This window comes from Lentilactobacillus farraginis DSM 18382 = JCM 14108 (assembly GCF_000583655.1).
In the GTDB taxonomy this organism is placed as follows: Bacteria; Bacillota; Bacilli; order Lactobacillales; family Lactobacillaceae; genus Lentilactobacillus; species Lentilactobacillus farraginis.
This window is the reverse complement of the sequence record NZ_BAKI01000003.1, coordinates 1-16,579: the sequence shown is the minus strand read 5'-3', so window position 1 is coordinate 16,579 and position 16,579 is coordinate 1. Positions and strand designations below refer to the sequence as shown.

Annotated in this window: 12 protein-coding genes and 2 pseudogenes; 8 read left to right on the top strand and 6 right to left on the bottom strand. The window is 44.1% G+C overall.

Going from position 1 to position 16,579, the window contains the following annotated elements:
• The first annotated feature begins 89 nt into the window (after window positions 1–89).
• The 5 genes from JCM14108_RS01845 to JCM14108_RS01825 all read left to right on the top strand — a co-directional run bounded on the left by JCM14108_RS01845 (window position 90) and on the right by JCM14108_RS01825 (window position 4,732).
• A complete protein-coding gene (locus tag JCM14108_RS01845; protein WP_035177915.1) occupies window positions 90–539 on the top strand; it encodes a GNAT family N-acetyltransferase in 450 nt (149 codons plus the stop codon).
• Between the two features lie 180 nt (window positions 540–719).
• Window positions 720–1,652 carry a hypothetical protein gene (locus tag JCM14108_RS01840; protein WP_035177913.1) on the top strand — a complete coding sequence of 311 codons (933 nt, stop codon included), beginning with the start codon at window positions 720–722 and terminating at the stop codon, window positions 1,650–1,652.
• 234 nt (window positions 1,653–1,886) lie between these two features.
• Window positions 1,887–3,239 (top strand): uracil-xanthine permease family protein, encoded by a 1,353-nt coding sequence (locus JCM14108_RS01835; protein ID WP_035177910.1) that lies wholly within the window; start codon window positions 1,887–1,889, stop codon window positions 3,237–3,239.
• A 563-nt stretch (window positions 3,240–3,802) separates the two neighbouring features.
• The gene (locus tag JCM14108_RS01830) at window positions 3,803–4,294 is read left to right on the top strand and encodes a GNAT family N-acetyltransferase (protein ID WP_035177907.1); all 492 of its coding nucleotides are present in this window, start codon (window positions 3,803–3,805) and stop codon (window positions 4,292–4,294) included.
• Window positions 4,295–4,360: 66 nt separating this feature from the next.
• Window positions 4,361–4,732 carry a hypothetical protein gene (locus tag JCM14108_RS01825; RefSeq protein ID WP_237745687.1) on the top strand — a complete coding sequence of 124 codons (372 nt, stop codon included), beginning with the start codon at window positions 4,361–4,363 and terminating at the stop codon, window positions 4,730–4,732.
• Between the two features lie 186 nt (window positions 4,733–4,918).
• Here the strand turns inward: JCM14108_RS01825 and JCM14108_RS01820 are convergent, their stop codons facing one another.
• From JCM14108_RS01820 to JCM14108_RS01810, 3 genes and pseudogenes are all read right to left on the bottom strand, one after another.
• Window positions 4,919–5,470: a MarR family winged helix-turn-helix transcriptional regulator gene (locus tag JCM14108_RS01820; protein WP_035177904.1), complete on the bottom strand. Its 552-nt coding sequence runs from the start codon at window positions 5,468–5,470 to the stop codon at window positions 4,919–4,921.
• 206 nt (window positions 5,471–5,676) lie between these two features.
• Window positions 5,677–7,025: pseudogene (locus JCM14108_RS01815) on the bottom strand (M20 family metallopeptidase).
• Window positions 7,026–7,134: 109 nt separating this feature from the next.
• Window positions 7,135–8,650 (bottom strand): annotated as a pseudogene (locus JCM14108_RS01810) (YfcC family protein).
• 465 nt (window positions 8,651–9,115) lie between these two features.
• On the opposite strand from JCM14108_RS01810, the gene JCM14108_RS01805 reads away from it, so the two are divergent.
• Window positions 9,116–10,078: a D-2-hydroxyacid dehydrogenase gene (locus tag JCM14108_RS01805; protein ID WP_051995974.1), complete on the top strand. Its 963-nt coding sequence runs from the start codon at window positions 9,116–9,118 to the stop codon at window positions 10,076–10,078.
• Window positions 10,079–10,525: 447 nt separating this feature from the next.
• Here JCM14108_RS01805 and JCM14108_RS01800 read toward each other — a convergent pair whose 3' ends face one another.
• The 3 genes from JCM14108_RS01800 to trpX are packed head-to-tail and all read right to left on the bottom strand — an operon-like array spanning window position 10,526 to window position 13,189.
• Entirely contained in the window at window positions 10,526–11,299 is a 774-nt protein-coding gene (locus JCM14108_RS01800; RefSeq protein WP_035177898.1) for an ABC transporter ATP-binding protein, read from the bottom strand.
• Window positions 11,292–12,191, bottom strand: a complete 900-nt coding sequence (locus JCM14108_RS01795) for an ABC transporter permease (RefSeq protein ID WP_035177895.1) — start codon at window positions 12,189–12,191, stop codon at window positions 11,292–11,294. The genes JCM14108_RS01800 and JCM14108_RS01795 overlap by 8 nt, the downstream gene beginning before the upstream one ends.
• Entirely contained in the window at window positions 12,188–13,189 is a 1,002-nt protein-coding gene (gene trpX / locus JCM14108_RS01790; RefSeq protein ID WP_035177892.1) for a tryptophan ABC transporter substrate-binding protein, read from the bottom strand. The genes JCM14108_RS01795 and trpX overlap by 4 nt, the downstream gene beginning before the upstream one ends.
• A 374-nt stretch (window positions 13,190–13,563) precedes the next feature.
• Between trpX and JCM14108_RS01785 the strand changes: the two genes are divergently transcribed.
• Both JCM14108_RS01785 and JCM14108_RS01780 read left to right on the top strand, forming a co-directional pair.
• A complete protein-coding gene (locus JCM14108_RS01785; RefSeq protein WP_237745686.1) occupies window positions 13,564–14,802 on the top strand; it encodes an NAD-dependent formate dehydrogenase in 1,239 nt (412 codons plus the stop codon).
• Between the two features lie 203 nt (window positions 14,803–15,005).
• Entirely contained in the window at window positions 15,006–16,139 is a 1,134-nt protein-coding gene (locus JCM14108_RS01780; RefSeq protein ID WP_035177890.1) for an NAD(P)-dependent alcohol dehydrogenase, read from the top strand.
• The last annotated feature ends 440 nt before the right edge of the window (window positions 16,140–16,579 follow it).

Genomic DNA, 16,579 nt, shown 5'->3' with positions numbered 1-16,579 from the left:
AGAGAAAATAGTGTGCGGAGCAAAGCGATTAACACCGAATCAACCCATCACTAAAATCAAGCCAAAATACAAAAGGAGTTTTGTTAACAATGATAAAATCAACAGTTAAGTCATTTCAAGAATTAACCAATCGGGAACTATTTGATATTTATAAATTAAGGGTCGCAGTTTTCGTTGTGGAACAAGAATGTCCTTATCAGGAGGTCGACGACGATGACTTGAGTGCCTATCATTTAACATTTAGAAATGATAATGGTGACTTGATGGCTTATCTGAGAATTATTCCCGAAAAAAATCAAACCGTTGTGAGAATCGGGCGGGTAATTGTCGCAAAAGATTTTCGGGGTAAAGGTTTGGCAAAAGAACTGCTTCAAACAGCACTTCAAGAATCTACCCGATTAATACCACATGCTAACAAGATTGTGCTGGCAGGGCAAGCCTATTTAAAAGATTTCTATCACGCATTTGGCTTCCATGACGTTAGTGACGTATATTTGGAAGATGATATTCCTCATATTGACATGGAAAAGCAACTTTAGAAAAGAATCTGGCGGTTACATTTTCTGGATGAATGATTGATAAATTTGATTAATGGTGCTGGCCCTGTACTGTTCGTTGCATAAATGTCGCAATCCAGCTATACTTCTCTGAGATAACATTTCCTGAATCAAGGGTGTTTTTTAACGTTTTGTTGATTGTGATAAAAATAAGGAGATTTTATGACTGATTCAGTTTTTGATAACCCTAAATTCGAAAAATTCCGGCCCCAAATGAGTGACGCGATTAATTCACTGGTAACCCGGGTGAATCGTTTTTCGGATCGGGTTTTGCTGAGCCAAACCAGCCGGGAATATCGTGAAATGATGCTGGAAAACGACGGCGTGATTTTTTATCTGCCAACACTGGCGATGGGCGACGTCCTTCATTTTGACGATGATTTTTCGCCGGAGCAGGTTGACAAGAGCCGATTATATTTAGACGTTGGTTTTACGCCGATTGGCAAACAAATAAATTACTGGAACATGCTGGTAAGCTTAAAAAAGGTGTACGCCGGTATTCCACTGGACATCATTCAAGATGAGTTGGCAACAGAAAAGCTTTATGGCGGTATTTCGGATAATCCCCGGGGTAAAGAAGAAGCGATGGGGTTAGCAATTCCAATCGGATTTCCCCGCGGTAGGCGAATGCTGGTTCACATTGGTGAACACTGGCAGATTGCTAATAAGGATCTGCAAACTGTCACGGCTAATTTTGAACGTTACTTTGTGCTGGACTACGCCGGCGAAGAAGACGGGCTCTCACAACTTGTCAGTTTAAACAATACGTTGCCCCAGACTCGCCCGGACTGTCTTTCTCCGTTCCTTCGAGAATGGCTGAAACATGATTCAAATGAATTGAATACCTATTCGCAAATTAATAATCTGCCAAAATATTTTGAAAAAGTGGGCATGTTTGTTAATTATCAGGGGTCCCTTCAATTTGGACTGCCCAAACAGGGGATTGAGAAACATATTAATACGGCTGCCATAGACCGTTATAATACTGACATTCAGGACAGTGTCTTCGATGCCCCGGATGAAATTATGCCGCCAAAGATTAAGTTTCGAACGATAAGCGAAGCCTGCCAACGAATGCTTAAAAAACAAGCTTAGAGGGTGCCGTTAACTCAAGGGCTCCACGTTGTGTTGCTTCAGTATCTATACTATAATCGATTAAGAACAAAAGCGATCTTTAACTCTGGTCCTGTGAGGCTGGTAAGAGGACGACATTTAAGGCGGGCTGATTCTTAATCCGAATTAAAATCCATCATCTTACTGGTAACTCGGGGATGATGGATTTTTTGATTAGCGGCTGGTTTCAAAAAAATGAAGAGGTGTTGAACGATAATGAGTGATAAAAACGAGTTTCACGATGATCGGGCAATTTTAGATGTTCATGATATGCCGCCATTTTGGCCGTGGGTCGGCCTTTCATTGCAGCACATGTTTTCAATGTTTGGTTCAACGGTGATTGTGCCATTACTGGTCGGTTTGAGCCCCAGCATTGCGCTATTTGCTTCCGGCGTTGGGACATTGCTACATATTATGATTACGCAACGCAAGATTCCGGCCTACATGGGGTCAAGTTTTGCGTTCATTACGCCGATGTACGCCCTGATGAATACAACCGGTTATCCAGCAGTTGGACAGGGAATTGTCGGTGTTGGACTGGTTTATATGATTGTTGCCGGTATTATCTGGGCTGTTGGTTCCGACTGGGTGGATAAAATTCTGCCACCGATTGTCGTGGGACCAATTGTAATGGTTATCGGGCTCTCACTTGCCGGCAGTGCGGCCAAAGATGCCATGATGAAAGGCTCTCATTATAATTTGGAATATTTTATTATTGCATTGATAACGCTATTTTTAGCAATTACTTTCAACATGATGTTTAAAGGCTTTATTGGATTGATTCCTGTTTTGCTGGCGATTGTTTGCGGCTATATTATTTCTGCGTTTTGCGGTTTGGTTGACTTGCATGCGATTGCAGTGGCCCCGTGGTTTAAGATGCCGGCGTTTGAAATTCCGGGTTTGTCCTATCACTTTAAAATCGATTGGGCGGCCATTCTTTCAATTACGCCGATTGCTTTTGTTACGATGACCGAGCATATGGGACACATCATGGTTTTAGATGAATTGACGAATCGCGACTTCTTTAAGGATCCCGGGTTGAACCGGACATTGGCCGGTGATGGTGCGGCATCCTTGTTTGCCGGGCTGGTCGGTGCGCCTGCCATGACAAGTTACGGTGAAAATATTGGTGTTATGGCAATTACTAAGATTCACAGTGTTTATGTTTTGATGGGCGCTGCCGGGTTTGCAATCCTGTTTGCCTTTGTCAATAAATTAAACGTTTTGATTATGCAGATGCCGTTACCGGTTATTGGCGGAATTAGCTTCCTCCTATTTGGGACAATTGCCACTGCCGGGATTCAAGTCATGGTTGAAAATAAAATCGACATGGGCTTGAAGCGTAATTTGATGATTGCATCAACAATTATGGTCATTGGAATCGGAAATGCCTATCTGCAGCTTGGTAAATTTCAATTTACGGGATTGGCTTTTGCGACAGTGATCGGGATTGTTTTGAACTTGATTTTGCCACAGAAAGCTGCCAGTGAACGAGAACACGAAGCCAAGCTGGCTTTGGATAAGAAGCTTCATGAAGTTTCAAAAGATGTTACGAAGAAGGGCGATTAGCGGGGGTGTGAGGACTGCTCCGCAAACCCACAAGCCTGCATGTAAGGGATTTATTTCGGGAACCCCGGGGTTCCCGAAATAAACGCCTTACACGCCAGTTTATCCCGGATTAGCTCCGCACACTGATTTTAGGACTGCTCCGCTAAGCAATGCCACTGCATATAAGAGATCGATTCAAAAAATCCAACCCAGGATTTCCTGAATCGACATCTTATACTCCGGGCATTAATCGCTTAGCTCCGCACACTTATTCTTAGGACTGCTCCGCAAAACAGCACCGCTCCATATAAGAGATCAATTTGAAAAATCCAAACCCGGGATTTCCCAAATCGACGTCTTATATTCCGGGTGCTAAGCGTTTTGCTCCGCACACTTATTCTTAGGACTGCTCCACAAAGCAACGTTCTGCATATAAGGGATTCGTTTCAAAAATCCAAGCCCGGGATTTCCAAAACGAACGCCTTATACTCCGAACGTTAACCGCTTTGTTCCGCACACTCTTTACTTTGTCCCGCTACCTATTGTAAAATAGCTCCTAACATTCAGATTATGGAGGGGATTTCATGGAACAACCAAGTGCAGACAAAGTAACCTATCGTCATGCCCAAACAGCACATGACTTTGAAATTGCGAAGGCGTTATTCATTGAGTACAGCAGATCCCTGAATCTGGATCTGGGCTTTCAAGATTTTGAGACTGAATTGACCGAATTATCCAAACGTTATGGTGGACCCAACGGTGATTTGATTTTGGCTTATGTTGGCCATCAATTGGCCGGTGGGATTGCGGTTCACCAATTTGCGCCAAAGATTGCCGAAATGAAACGGTTGTACGTTAAGACACCATTTCGCAGCTTGGGAATTGGCCATGAGTTGGTCGCCCGAATCCTAGCAAGTGCACAAAGCCTTGGCTACGAAACGATTCGATTGGATACAATTCCTAAAATGCAAGCCGCTCAAAAAATCTATCAGGAAGCCGGCTTTAAACCAATCGCACCTTATCGTTATAATCCGGCACCCGGTGCTATTTATCTCGAATGTCAGCTTGATAATTAAAATTAGTGGCCTTATTTAATCAAATCACCCCTCACATGGTATGATTTTACGTGAGGGGTGATTTGAATGCACAGTCATAAAATAGTAAAAAGTTTGATTTTTACAGCAGCTGTTTTTGGCAGTCTGGCAGCAGTTCAAACGCCGACAGCGGCCGCTAAATGGACAACCGGGATGCCCAAAGTCCTGCAGGGGAGGTTTACTTCCAGATATGCCAAAACCGGCAACTTTTATCCGACTTTATCGGTTAAAGCTAATCGACTAACGATTGCGACGCAAAAAAAGTCAAAAACGACGATCGAAAATTTGGCTTATCGTCGTAGTACACCGGTGTCATACGTGATTAAAGGAACTTATAAGAATGGTGGGCGAACCTATTTACGGATGATGTTTGGCTCGTATCAGGCAAAACCAGAGTTTCCTATAAGAGCAGTCATTTGATTAATGGTCACTTAAGGTGGACCAAACACTATGCCGGCTGGTTTTATCAAAAGTAAGCTAAATTAATGGCTTAGTGATTTTATAACGATGTTACAAAAGGTCCGGCTTAAATTAAATAGATACCTGATGCATTAATGATGCAGAAAAACATCCTCACCGAATTTTGATGAGGATGTTTTTGACTAATTAAAATAGTCTGGGACGACCAAAGCCGTAACCACGAGGGCCACCGTGATGACCGCCAAAACTGGGGCCACCAAAACCGTGATGGTGGTGATGTCCCGGAAAGCCATCCGGTCGTTCATCACGAGCCGGCAGCTTCTCTTTAAGTGAACGATTCAGCTTATCAAATAAGTTGTTTAATTGTTCGATCTCTTCATCCGAGAGGCCGGCGAAGATATCGTCAGTTAATTTGTCAGAAGTGCCACTTTCATTTTCAATGGCCTTTTTGCCGGCATCCGTTAACGTTACGTTGGTTACCCGCTTGTCGTTTTCGTCGGGGGTGCGGCTGATCAGGCCACGATCCTCGAGCTTAGACAATAGTTCGGTTAGAGATGATGGTCGAATGTCCAAAATTTCAGCCAATTGGGATTGAATCAGGGTACCTTCTTTGGCCAATACGTGGAGAACCCGATGCTGCCCCCGTAATTGATAAGGACGAGCAGCGTGACGGGCCAACCGTTGTGAGCCGTGAAGGAAACCGAAGATTTTTCTTAATAAGTCGTTTTTATCTGTCATGGGAAAAACTCCTTCAAAATATTTTATTTAGGTACCTAACAATATGAAGTATAGGACATAATTTTTAAAAGGTCAACGATTTTGTTTCGGTACCTAATTAAAAATGATAGTTCGTATTTAAATTAATCGGCTTTATCAACAAAAAACAGATACCCAAGCGAACTTAATCGTTTGAATACCTGTTTTCTTAACTTGAACTCAAAGAACTACTTATCGTCTACGCAGAGGCGTTTAATGGCTTCGGCGTAAATAGCCATGGCTTTAAACATCGACTGTAATTCCCAATTTTCGTTAACTTGATGCATGAAATCCGGGGTCCCCGGTAGCATCGCGCCGTACGCCACACAATTGTGCATGGTTCTGGCATAGGTAGCGCCACCGGAAATTTGCGGCTGCGTGTCATCACCGGTTAAGTCCTGATAGGTAGCCATCAGTGTTTTGACTAAATGACTGTCGGTTGGGACGTACAGCGGTGCCAGATAATCGAAGGCTTCATAGTGTAGGTCATAAGGGGCAACAGCTGCCTTTAGTTTTTCGATTAAATCATCTCGATTAACGGTAACCGGGATTCGCATATCAAGCTGCATTCGGGTTTCGGTTGGCGTTATTTTAAGGCTGGAAATGTTAACGGTTAGGTGACCGGATTGTTTGTCTTCGATATTTCCCAAGACGTTTGTTCCAGTGGCGTCCTCTTTAAACAGTTTGCCGAGAAAGTCTAATGGCTTGCTTGGAAAAACGTCATCCAGTGCAATCGCCAGTCGAAGTACGGCGTTAGTGCCGGCTGGGGCGTTCATGGCGTGAACGGATTTGCCCAGAACGGTAATCCCGTTGGCACCGTCGTTTTCATATTGGAAGTGGTGGTTGTCCAAGGCCTGTTTGACTGCCACCAGTTCCGGTCCGTTATAGTGAGCTTTTGCCGGCACTGCGTTAAAAGCGCCCTGAAGGTCAACTGCCAAATCATCCTGACCGGGGCCGACCAGGTAGGCCTGCTCCAATCCTTTTTCTGCGTAGATTAACGGAAATTCAGCATCCGGGGCGATGCCCATATCAATTGGTTTTTCTTTTTTATTGTAGACTTTCATGTCTCGCCAGAGGGTTTCTTCATCGGTACCAAAAATGAAGCGGATCTTTTTGTTGAAGTGGTAACCTTGGTCGACGAGTGCCTTAACGGCGAACATGGCTGCATGGTAGGCCCCTTATCGTCCTGAGTTCCCCGACCATAAATATGACCGTCAACAATCGTTGCGTCAAATGGATCATGGTCCCAATCATTGGGGTCGCCTGTTGGGACAACGTCAACGTGGCCGATAATCCCAAATGTTTGGTCACCTGAGCCGATTTCAGCATAGCCATAGTTGCCGTTGGGGTCTTTGTAAGTTGTAAAGCCATTTTCTTTGGCGATTGCCAATACTTCGGTCAACGCTTCGTCAATTCCTTTACCAAAGGGCGTTGTTTCGGAAACCGTCGCGTCGTCGTGAACGGATGGTTTGCTGACCAGCCGTTTTAAAGCATCAACGGCCTGCTTCTGTTGGGTTTCGGTAACAATTTTTTGCATTTTGAAAGCCTCCATTTTTAAAATTAATTGTTAAATATCAGTAGCAGCCTGACTGGGCCGGCACAATAAAATTCATTGACCAAAAAATGACCAATGAATTTTGAAGTTTTTAGAGCAGTGCCATAATGCCCAAGAAGATTGCTGTTGTCAGGAACAAATAAATCATTAACTTGAACATGAATTTCCACCAAACGGTAATATTAACATTGGCAATTGCCAAGGCGCCCATCACAACTCCGGAAGTCGGGGTAATCAGGTTAACCCAGCCGGAAGCACTTTGGTAAGCAGTTACGACCAAGCTTGGATCAACACCGGCAATTGCCATCGGACCGATAATCCCCATTGTGGCGGCAGCAAACCGGAAGTTGATGGAATCAGGAAGGACATTGGGATGTAGAAAATGTAGGCCAGAATGATGAAGACAACCGAGCCCAGATTTGATAGTCCCATTTCTCCCCAGTGAAGGACAGTTGCGGTGATGTTACCGTCATTCATGATAACCTGAATACCTCTGGCAACGGCCACAATAATGGCAACGCCAGGAATTCACCCATTCCGTTTAAAAATGAGTCAACGAAAGTGCTTTCCTTCATTTTGAAGACGAACATGATAATGACCGCCATCAAGAAGAAGAGTGTGGTGATTTCAGTGAAGTACCAAGAGCCGAACGGTACCAGGTTGGAACCGATTAAATCACCGAGTACCGGAATACTTTGCAGCCATTTGGTGAAGCTGGCAAAGAAAGTCCACTTAGCATTGATTTGGTCCCATGGAATCAAACCGATAATCATAAGCAGGAAAGTCAGCCCAAATAGCCAAAGAACGGCTTTTTGCCGACCGGTCATCTTGGCACCGGCCTGATCTTTATGATCCAACGCGAATCGTTTGAGATCATCTTCGTGCTGATCAAAAACGATGGATTGCGCAGGATCCTTTTCGATTTTGGAAGCGTATCTGTAAACGTAAAGGATACTAATAGCCACGGTGATAATTAGCAGAACGATTCGAGATAAAATCCCATCTCCAGGGGAAATGTTCAGCGTCTGTGAGGCTACGCCGGTCGCAAACGGATTGACAGTTGAAGCCAGACAACCAACTTGGGAGCCGACCAGGACGATTGCCACAGCGACCATTTTATCAAAGCCAACGCCGATCATAACCGGAATCAGTAATGGATAAAAAGCAATGGTTTCTTCAGCCATCCCATAAGTTGAACCGCCCAGGGCGAATAGGATCATTAAAAGCGGAATTAGGATCTTTTCTTTGCCCTTATATTTTGAAACGACTGATGAAATGCCATCGTCCAAAGCTTTAGTTTGGTTGACAACACCTAGAAAACCACCAATTACCAAAATAAATAGGGAAATTGAAATAGCGCCTTCAGTGTGGTCATTTCCGATCATCCCATAAATCGGGGCCGTGAAAACATCCCAAATTCCTTGGGGATTAGCGGCAACCGCTTTATAAGTGTGGGCAATAATATTACCGGCTTTGTCGGTTGAATATTGGCCGGCAGGAATCAGCCATGTCAAAATAGCAACGAAAATGATGATTAAGAATAAAATGGTATACGCGGAAGGCATCTTGAATTTCTTCTTTGATGGCGTCTGTTGTTTATTTTCCATTTGATTCACTTCCTTTCTTTTATCTGATATTAAGTTTACAAGATATCTATTAATTTTCCGTGAATAAATAAAGAAGAAATTATGCTTTATTTCACAATTGACTTTAATAGAAAGTGATGACTTTTTCACGTCATTAGTGTATTTCAAACGCTTACAAATGTGAACTGGATGCATCTTTTATTTTGCACAATCTTGAAGAAAGTGTGAAAAATTGATGATTAAAAATTGAAGCCGAAAATTAATTCCCCCAACGGGTTGTAATTATTAGGTATTTAGAAAGAAGGTTGATCGGATATTTGCTTAAAATTTACGTTACTTACAAAAACAGTACCAATTGATATCCAAAGAAATGAAGCTTTTACAATCAATGGTATCGTAATCGGGGGTTTAAACAATTAATCATTTATTCCCAAATTAAAAAGCCGGTGCGGTATGATGGTGATAAATAATTCGGAGGCGATTGACATGAAGATTGTGGACTTGGACGGCTACGCGTTGAATCCTGGTGATTTGAGCTGGGACGGTTTTAAGCAGTTTGGCAATTTTAAAAATTATGATCGAACGGCAGAAGACGATGATACGATTCTGGAGAGAATTGGGGATGCTGAAATTGTTTTAACCAACAAAACACCATTGGACAAGCGGGTGATTGCCGCGGCACCGAAGCTCACCTATATCGGCGTATTGGCAACCGGGTATAACGTTGTTGATCTTGAGGCAGCTAAAGCAAACGATGTCGTGGTTACCAATATTCCGAGTTATGGAACGGACGCCGTTGCCCAGCACACGTTAGCGCTGTTATTGGAGATTACCAATCAGGTCGGGCTGCATAGTGAAGCCGTTCGAAACGGTGAGTGGAGTCGGTCAGATGATTTCACATTCTGGAAGACGCCATTAATTTCGTTAACTGGAAAAACGTTGGGCATAATTGGCTTTGGTAATATTGGCCAATCAACGGCTCAAATTGCCCATGCATTTGGGATGAACGTTATCTTTTATAACCATCACGAAAAAGTAGTTAAGGAAGATTGGCTACAGCAAGTCAGCTTAACAGATGTTTTGGCAAAAGCGGACGTTATCAGTTTGCATACGCCACAAACGGCTGAGACGGCTGGGATGATTGACCATAATGCGCTTGATAAAATGAAACCGGGAGCTATCTTAATCAACACGGCCCGAGGTGGTTTAATCAACGAGAAAGATGTGGCCGATGCCTTAAATAGTGGCCGGTTGTACGCGTATGGCGCGGATGTAGCTGTTCAGGAACCAATTAACGCGGATAATCCACTATTAACCGCAAAAAACAGCTTCTTAACACCACATATCGCATGGGCCGCAACTGAAATCCGCGAACGGTTGATGGGCATTGCCGTCGACAATTTAAGGGCTTTCCTGGCGGGAAGGGCGAAAAATGTGGTAAATGGTTAGTGTGTGGAGCAAAGCGGTTAGCACCCAGAATATAAGACGTTGATTTGGGAAATCCCGGGTTTGGATTTTTCAAATCAATCTCTTATATGGCGTGGTGCTGCTTTGAGCAGCAGTCCTAAACCAGTGCGCGGAGCTAACCCGGGATAAGCCGGAGTGTAAGGCGTTTATTTCGGGAACCCCGGGTTTGGGTTCTTGAAATAAATCCCTTACAAGCAGGCTTGTGGGTTAGCGGAGCAGTCCTAAAACCAGTGTGCGAAGCAAAGCGATTAATGCCCGGAGTATAAGACGTCGATTCAGGAAATCCGAGGTTTGGATTTTTGAAACGAATCCCTTATATGCAGTGGCATTGCTTAGCAGAACAGCGCACACAGCAAAGCCGTTAACACCAAAAGCAACGAAAAAAACGCCCCAAAAGCTCAATCAATTGAAACTTTTGGGACGTTTTTATTAACCTTCGATGTCATTAAAGAAACTGAGAAGTTCTTCTTTAGTTAAATTATCTTTTTCATCGCCGGCAATGTCGTAGGTGATTTTACCGTGATCGAGAACAATTAACCGATTGCCGTACTTTAAAGCGTCATCCAAGTGATGGGTAATCATTAAGCATGTCAAGTGGTGCGCTGTGATTTGTGAATTGGTGGCGTTCATTAATTCCTGGGATGTTTGCGGATCAAGTGCGGCCGTATGTTCATCCAATAAAAGAATTTCGGGACGCTTAATGGTTGCCATCAGAAAACTCAGTGCTTGGCGCTGACCGCCGGATAATTTACCGGTTGCGGTATTTAGCCGATCCTCAAGGCCGTTGTTCATGACAGAGGTAATATCTTTGAAATGGGCCATACTTTGTTTGAGACGGCGGGGACCCAAGCCCCGGTGTTGGCCGCGCTTCATTGATAGTAATAGATTTTCCGAAACCGTCATTCGGGGCGCAGTGCCCATTTTAGGATCTTGGAAAACTCGGCTTAGGAAGCGGGTCCGTCGTTCAACCGACATGTTGGTAATATCCCGACCGTGAAGGCGGATCTGCCCGCTGGTAACACGAATATTACCGCCAATGACGTTGAACAGTGTTGATTTACCGGCACCATTAGAGCCCAGAATGGTGATAAAGTCACCAGGATAAATAGCCAGGTTGACGTGATCCATAATGTTGATTTGTTCCGGGGTTCCTTGGTTGACGGTTACCACGACATCTTTTAATTCAAAAATTGGTTCAGTCATGACTGCTTAGCCCCCTCGTAAAAGTGTGGCGAAGTCGGAAACGTTTTTCGAAGACCGGAAACATCATAAAGAGTGCCAAAACAATGGCCGAAATCAAATTGAGGTCGTTGGCATTAAAGCCGAGTTTTAAGACAATCAGGATAACGAACCGGTAGAGAATACTGCCGATGGTGACAGCAATCAAACGTTCATTCATAGTGAGGTCACCGAAAATAACTTCACCGATAATAATGGAAGCCAAGGCAACCACGATAACCCCGATGCCGCTATTGACATCCGCAAAGCCGTTGTTTTGGGCAACCAGAGCACCGCCCAGCGCGATCAGACCATTGGAAACACTTAGTCCCATAATTTGCATGGTGTCCGTACTAATCCCCAATGAACGGGCCATCGTTGGGTTATCGCCGGTTGCAATGAAGGCTTGGCCTAAATTGGTTTGCAGAAAATAGATTAGTAATATTGTCACAATGGTTACAAAAAGCAATCCTAATGTGACAGTGTCAAAGTAAGGCGGCAATGATGCCAAAAAATGATTTCGCAGCATTGACGGCTTTCCGTATAGGCTGAGGTTGGCCCGATTCATAATTCGAAAATTAACAGAGTAAGCCGCAGTCATTACCAGAATTCCGGATAGCAAAACGGGAATTTTGCCTTTGGTATATAACAGTCCGGTCACCAACCCGGCTAACATCCCGGCCGCAAAAGCAATCAACGTGGCAACAAATGGTGGATAACCGTGGTAAATGGCGGCAACACAAGCAGCAGCCCCCATCGGGAAAGTCCCTTCAACGGTCATGTCCGGGAAATCAAGGATTCGAAATGTCAGGAACAGACCGATGCCGACAATTCCCCATTCCAGTCCCTGACCGATAGCGGAAACAATAATACTCATTTGATTAATTCCCCTTTCTGCTGAGCTTCCTTTAACAAGCTTTCGGGAATGTTAATTCCCAATCTTTGAGTTTGCTTTTCGTTAATAATTAATTTTCCATGACGGAAGAATTTGATAGGGGTAGTTGCCGGTTTACGTTTCCCTTTTAAAATCTGAGCTGACATCTTACCGGTAGCGACACCCAGTTGGTATTGGTCGACGCCGTAGGTAGCCACGCCGCCGGCTTTTACCATGGTATCAACAGCCGGAAAGACCGGCACTTTAGCCTTATTGGCAGCCCCAACCAGTGTCTGCATGGCGCCGGCAATGGTGTTGTCGGTTGGCACGTAGATCGCGTCAACGGTTGAAACAGCCTGTTCGGCAACCTGATTCAAATCGTTGGTATTGGCAATCGAATAGGCTTTTAAGCGAACATGCGCCTGCTTACAGATCTTAGCGAACTTCTTATATTGGGCGACTGCTGAATCATCGCTGGAGGTATAGATGATGCCTAACGTTTTCATTTTAGGCATAAACTTTTGAATTAAACCGAGTTGTTCTTTTAGGGGTGCCTGATCCGATACGCCGGTGATATTGCCGCCGGGTTTGACGTTATTTTTAACCAGGCCGGCTCCTTTGGGATCGGTAATGGCTCCCAAAATAATCGGTTTGTCATTAATGGTATTGGCCAGTGCTTGGGCGGACGGTGTGGCAATACCGATTGAAAGATCGGCATTTTCGTTGGCAAATTTGGTGCTCATGGTTTTCAAATTACTTTGATCGTTTTGGGCATTTTGAAAATCAATTTTAATATTTTTGCCGGGCTGATAACCCTCCTCTTTCAAACCGTGAATGATACCCCGGTGAATTGCGTCCAAGGCGGGGTGGGACATTAATTGTAAAATCCCGACGGTTGGGGTTTTGGTTGCCCGCTGCTTGGAGCTTTCAGTAAAAAAGGCATATCCTAAGAAAATAAATAATATTGCAATTACGCCAAGCAGTTTGTATCTATTTTTCATTTTCTTCTCCTTTCAAGTATTAAGTTCTGTCTGCGAACGAAAAACGAGCACCTCGGCTTTGGACCGAAGTGCTCGTCGATGATTCGGTCTGTCCGGAAATATCTGTACAGACCGTTTCTTTTTGGAAAAGACTGCCGGTACAGATGCGTGCTGATCGCATACTTAAAGATCAAGCCGCACCTGTTCGTGTGACTTGTTTACCGGTTTTGCCAAGTTTGATAAACATAAAATGTCATTGCAATCTTTTCCTCTCGCATAGAATACACTAATTTTAGCGGAAGACAGTGGGTGTGTCAAGATAATGACGGTAGGCGGCGGGGAGTTAAAATAAAAAGCGTTTTGATAGTGTAACCGGTTACTTTGGTGCTAAACTAATGACGATTGGGAGTAGGTCTGGACAATGGAAAGGAATGACCGTCCATGGCAAAAGTGTTAGCAGTGTTGTATCCGGATCCGTCGGTGGTTATCCGCCAAAATATGCTCGGGATTCAATTCCTGAAATAACGCATTATCCGGATGGCTCAACTGTTCCCAGCCCTGAGGGAATTGACTTTAAGCCTGGTGAATTGTTGGGCAGTGTTTCTGGTGAACTGGGGTTGCGAAAATATTTGGAATCCCATGGTCACCAATTGATTGTAACGTCAGATAAGCAAGGGCCGGATTCGGTCTTTGAAAAGGAATTGCCAACCGCAGACGTTGTGATTTCCCAACCGTTCTGGCCGGCATATTTGACAGCGGATTTAATCAATAAGGCCAAAAATTTAAAATTGGCAATTACAGCCGGTATTGGTTCGGATCACGTAGACTTGAACGCCGCCAATGAACACCACATTACGGTGGCGGAAGTAACCTATAGTAATAGCATCAGTGTTGCTGAATCTGATGTCATGCAGGTATTGGCACTTGTCAGAAACTTTATTCCGGCTCACGAAATTATTCAGCAGGGTGGTTGGAATATTGCGGACGCAGCTTCACGCTCCTACGATCTTGAGGGCATGACCGTTGGGATTGTTGCCGCTGGACGAATCGGCCGGGCGGTACTGGAACGGCTGAAACCCTTTAATGTTAAATTACTTTATACGCAGCGTCATCAACTACCCGCTGAAGTTGAAAAGCAATTGGGAGCTACTTTTGTAGCAGATGTTAAAGATCTGGCCAAGGTTGTTGATGTAGCAGTTTTGTGTGCCCCGTTACATGCCCAAACGTATCATATGTTTGACGATAAATTGTTGGCCACTATGAAGCGCGGTGCTTATATTGTTAACGATAGTCGAGGTGAATTAGTCGATAGGGATGCCATTGTTCGGGCCCTTGAATCGGGGCATTTGGCCGGCTATTCAGGAGATGTTTGGTACCCACAGCCAGCACCAGCCGATCACCCATGGCGAAGCATGCCGCATCAGGCAATGATTCCACATATGTCTGGTACATCATTGTCTGCTCAGGCACGTTATGCTGCCGGCACCCGAGAAATTTTGGAAGCCTTTTTTGAAAATAAGCCCATTCGACCAGAATATTTGATCGCTCAAGATGGTCATTTAGCCGGGGTTGGCGCCAAATCCTATACGGTTAAAAAAGGTGAAGAGACGCCGGGCAGCGGTGAAAAAGAATAAAAAAGATTATGTGAATAATTATCCACAGCTTATGATGGTGAACAGCATTCTGTCACCCATTTTTTGTATTTTTGGTATTTATGATTGTGTATAAGGTTTCAAGCAAAATGCTAGTAACTGCATAAAAATAGTTGTAGTCTAAAAGCGGTGGAAGGGCTTTCGAGAGTTTGTCATTTGGTTTGAATTCGAGGGGAAGTAATATAATGACAAAGCAGATTACAGGAGCAGTCATTGAAAAGTTAAATGCAGATTTTCAGTTGGAAAGTTTGGAAGTAGACGATCAGCCCAAAGCCCACGAAGTTTTGGTGCATATTGTAGCCAGCGGTATCTGCCATACGGATGAAGCGGTTCGAAACGGGTCCGCCGGTGAGTATCCATATCCCGGCGTAGTTGGTCATGAGGGTGCCGGCACTGTTGAGAAGGTCGGTTCACAGGTCAGCACGGTCAAGGTTGGCGATCACGTTATCTTGTCATACGATTACGATGGGACTTGTCATAATTGTTTGACCGGTCACCCATCATCTTGTGTGAATTGGGCACAATTAAACATGGCCGGTGTTCGTCCGGATGGATCGGTTGCCTTTACCCGTGAAGATGGATCGCCCATTCACAATTTCTTTAATCAGTCCTCGTTTACAACTGAAACACTGGTTCAGGAACGAAATGTGACGGTGATTGATAAGGATATTGATTTGCGAAAAGTTGGGCCGCTTGGGTGCGGTTTTGTGACCGGGTCAGGTACCGTCTTTAATGGCTTGAAGCCAAAAGAAGGCGATACGATTGCGATTGTTGGGACCGGCGCAGTGGGGTCCGGTGCACTAATGGCTGCCAAAATCAAAGGCTGCTCAAAGATCATCTGTGTCGATATTCATGACAGCCGGTTGGAAATGGCTAAGGAACTTGGTGCGACCGACACGATTAACAGTTTGAACGAGAATTGGGTTGATAAGGTTAAAGAATTAACGAATGGTGAAGGTGTCAACTTTGCGATTGATACGACCGGAATTTCGTCAATCATGCACCAGGCGATTACCGCCTTGGCTTCCGGCGGTCATTTGGCACCAATTGCCGTTACCGCTAAAACCCTGGAATTTATGCCATGGAATGAGTTAACCGCGTTGCAAAAGCATGTTGACGGTGTTTTGATGGGCGATGCAATTCCACAGTTGGCGCTTCAAAAGCTTATTAATTTCTGGAAAGCCGGTCAATTCCCGTTTGATAAGCTTGAAAAATTCTACACTTTTGAGCAGATCAATGAAGCTAATCAGGCATCTAATAATGGCTCAGTCATTAAACCAGTCATGATTATTGATCAGGATTATCAACCTGGTGAATGAGTTTATTTCAAAATTGCCATTTTCAGTAATATCAAAAACAGCGACTTGTTATTTTGATTGAGTCGCTGTTTTTGTGTATGTTTTTAGTATTAAGGTGAAATGTGATAGTTGACAATTTAGATTTAGAGTGTACAATGCTTATTAACATTTAACATTCTAATCAACATTTAATAATCATCACGATGACGAGAAGAGTAAAACAATGATGATGCTAATAGCGACTGCCGTTAGTGAGAGGGCGGAGCAGAAAGTTGTTTGAAGATGAGCTTAGAGTGATTACTAAGAGTGAAAGCTCAAGGTACGTGGAATCGCCACGTTAACAATTAGAGGCGTTGATTTGACGCAAATATGGGTGGTAACACGGAAAATCCGTCCCTGTGCATTTTTTAATGTATGGGGGCGGATTTTTTGGTTGAGATTAGTGTCGAAAAAAATGAACC

Excerpts from the sequence above, each read along its gene's own strand:
- JCM14108_RS01800 (WP_035177898.1), bottom strand. The coding sequence starts at position 11,299 with ATGACTGAACCAATTTTTGAATTAAAAGATGTCGTGGTAACCGTCAAC.
- JCM14108_RS01840 (WP_035177913.1), top strand. The coding sequence starts at position 720 with ATGACTGATTCAGTTTTTGATAACCCTAAATTCGAAAAATTCCGGCCC.
- trpX (WP_035177892.1), bottom strand. The coding sequence starts at position 13,189 with ATGAAAAATAGATACAAACTGCTTGGCGTAATTGCAATATTATTTATT.
- JCM14108_RS01845 (WP_035177915.1), top strand. The coding sequence starts at position 90 with ATGATAAAATCAACAGTTAAGTCATTTCAAGAATTAACCAATCGGGAA.
- JCM14108_RS01780 (WP_035177890.1), top strand. The coding sequence starts at position 15,006 with ATGACAAAGCAGATTACAGGAGCAGTCATTGAAAAGTTAAATGCAGAT.
- JCM14108_RS01825 (WP_237745687.1), top strand. The coding sequence starts at position 4,361 with ATGCACAGTCATAAAATAGTAAAAAGTTTGATTTTTACAGCAGCTGTT.
- JCM14108_RS01805 (WP_051995974.1), top strand. The coding sequence starts at position 9,116 with ATGAAGATTGTGGACTTGGACGGCTACGCGTTGAATCCTGGTGATTTG.
- JCM14108_RS01820 (WP_035177904.1), bottom strand. The coding sequence starts at position 5,470 with ATGACAGATAAAAACGACTTATTAAGAAAAATCTTCGGTTTCCTTCAC.
- JCM14108_RS01830 (WP_035177907.1), top strand. The coding sequence starts at position 3,803 with ATGGAACAACCAAGTGCAGACAAAGTAACCTATCGTCATGCCCAAACA.
- JCM14108_RS01835 (WP_035177910.1), top strand. The coding sequence starts at position 1,887 with ATGAGTGATAAAAACGAGTTTCACGATGATCGGGCAATTTTAGATGTT.
- JCM14108_RS01795 (WP_035177895.1), bottom strand. The coding sequence starts at position 12,191 with ATGAGTATTATTGTTTCCGCTATCGGTCAGGGACTGGAATGGGGAATT.
- JCM14108_RS01785 (WP_237745686.1), top strand. The coding sequence starts at position 13,564 with ATGACGATTGGGAGTAGGTCTGGACAATGGAAAGGAATGACCGTCCAT.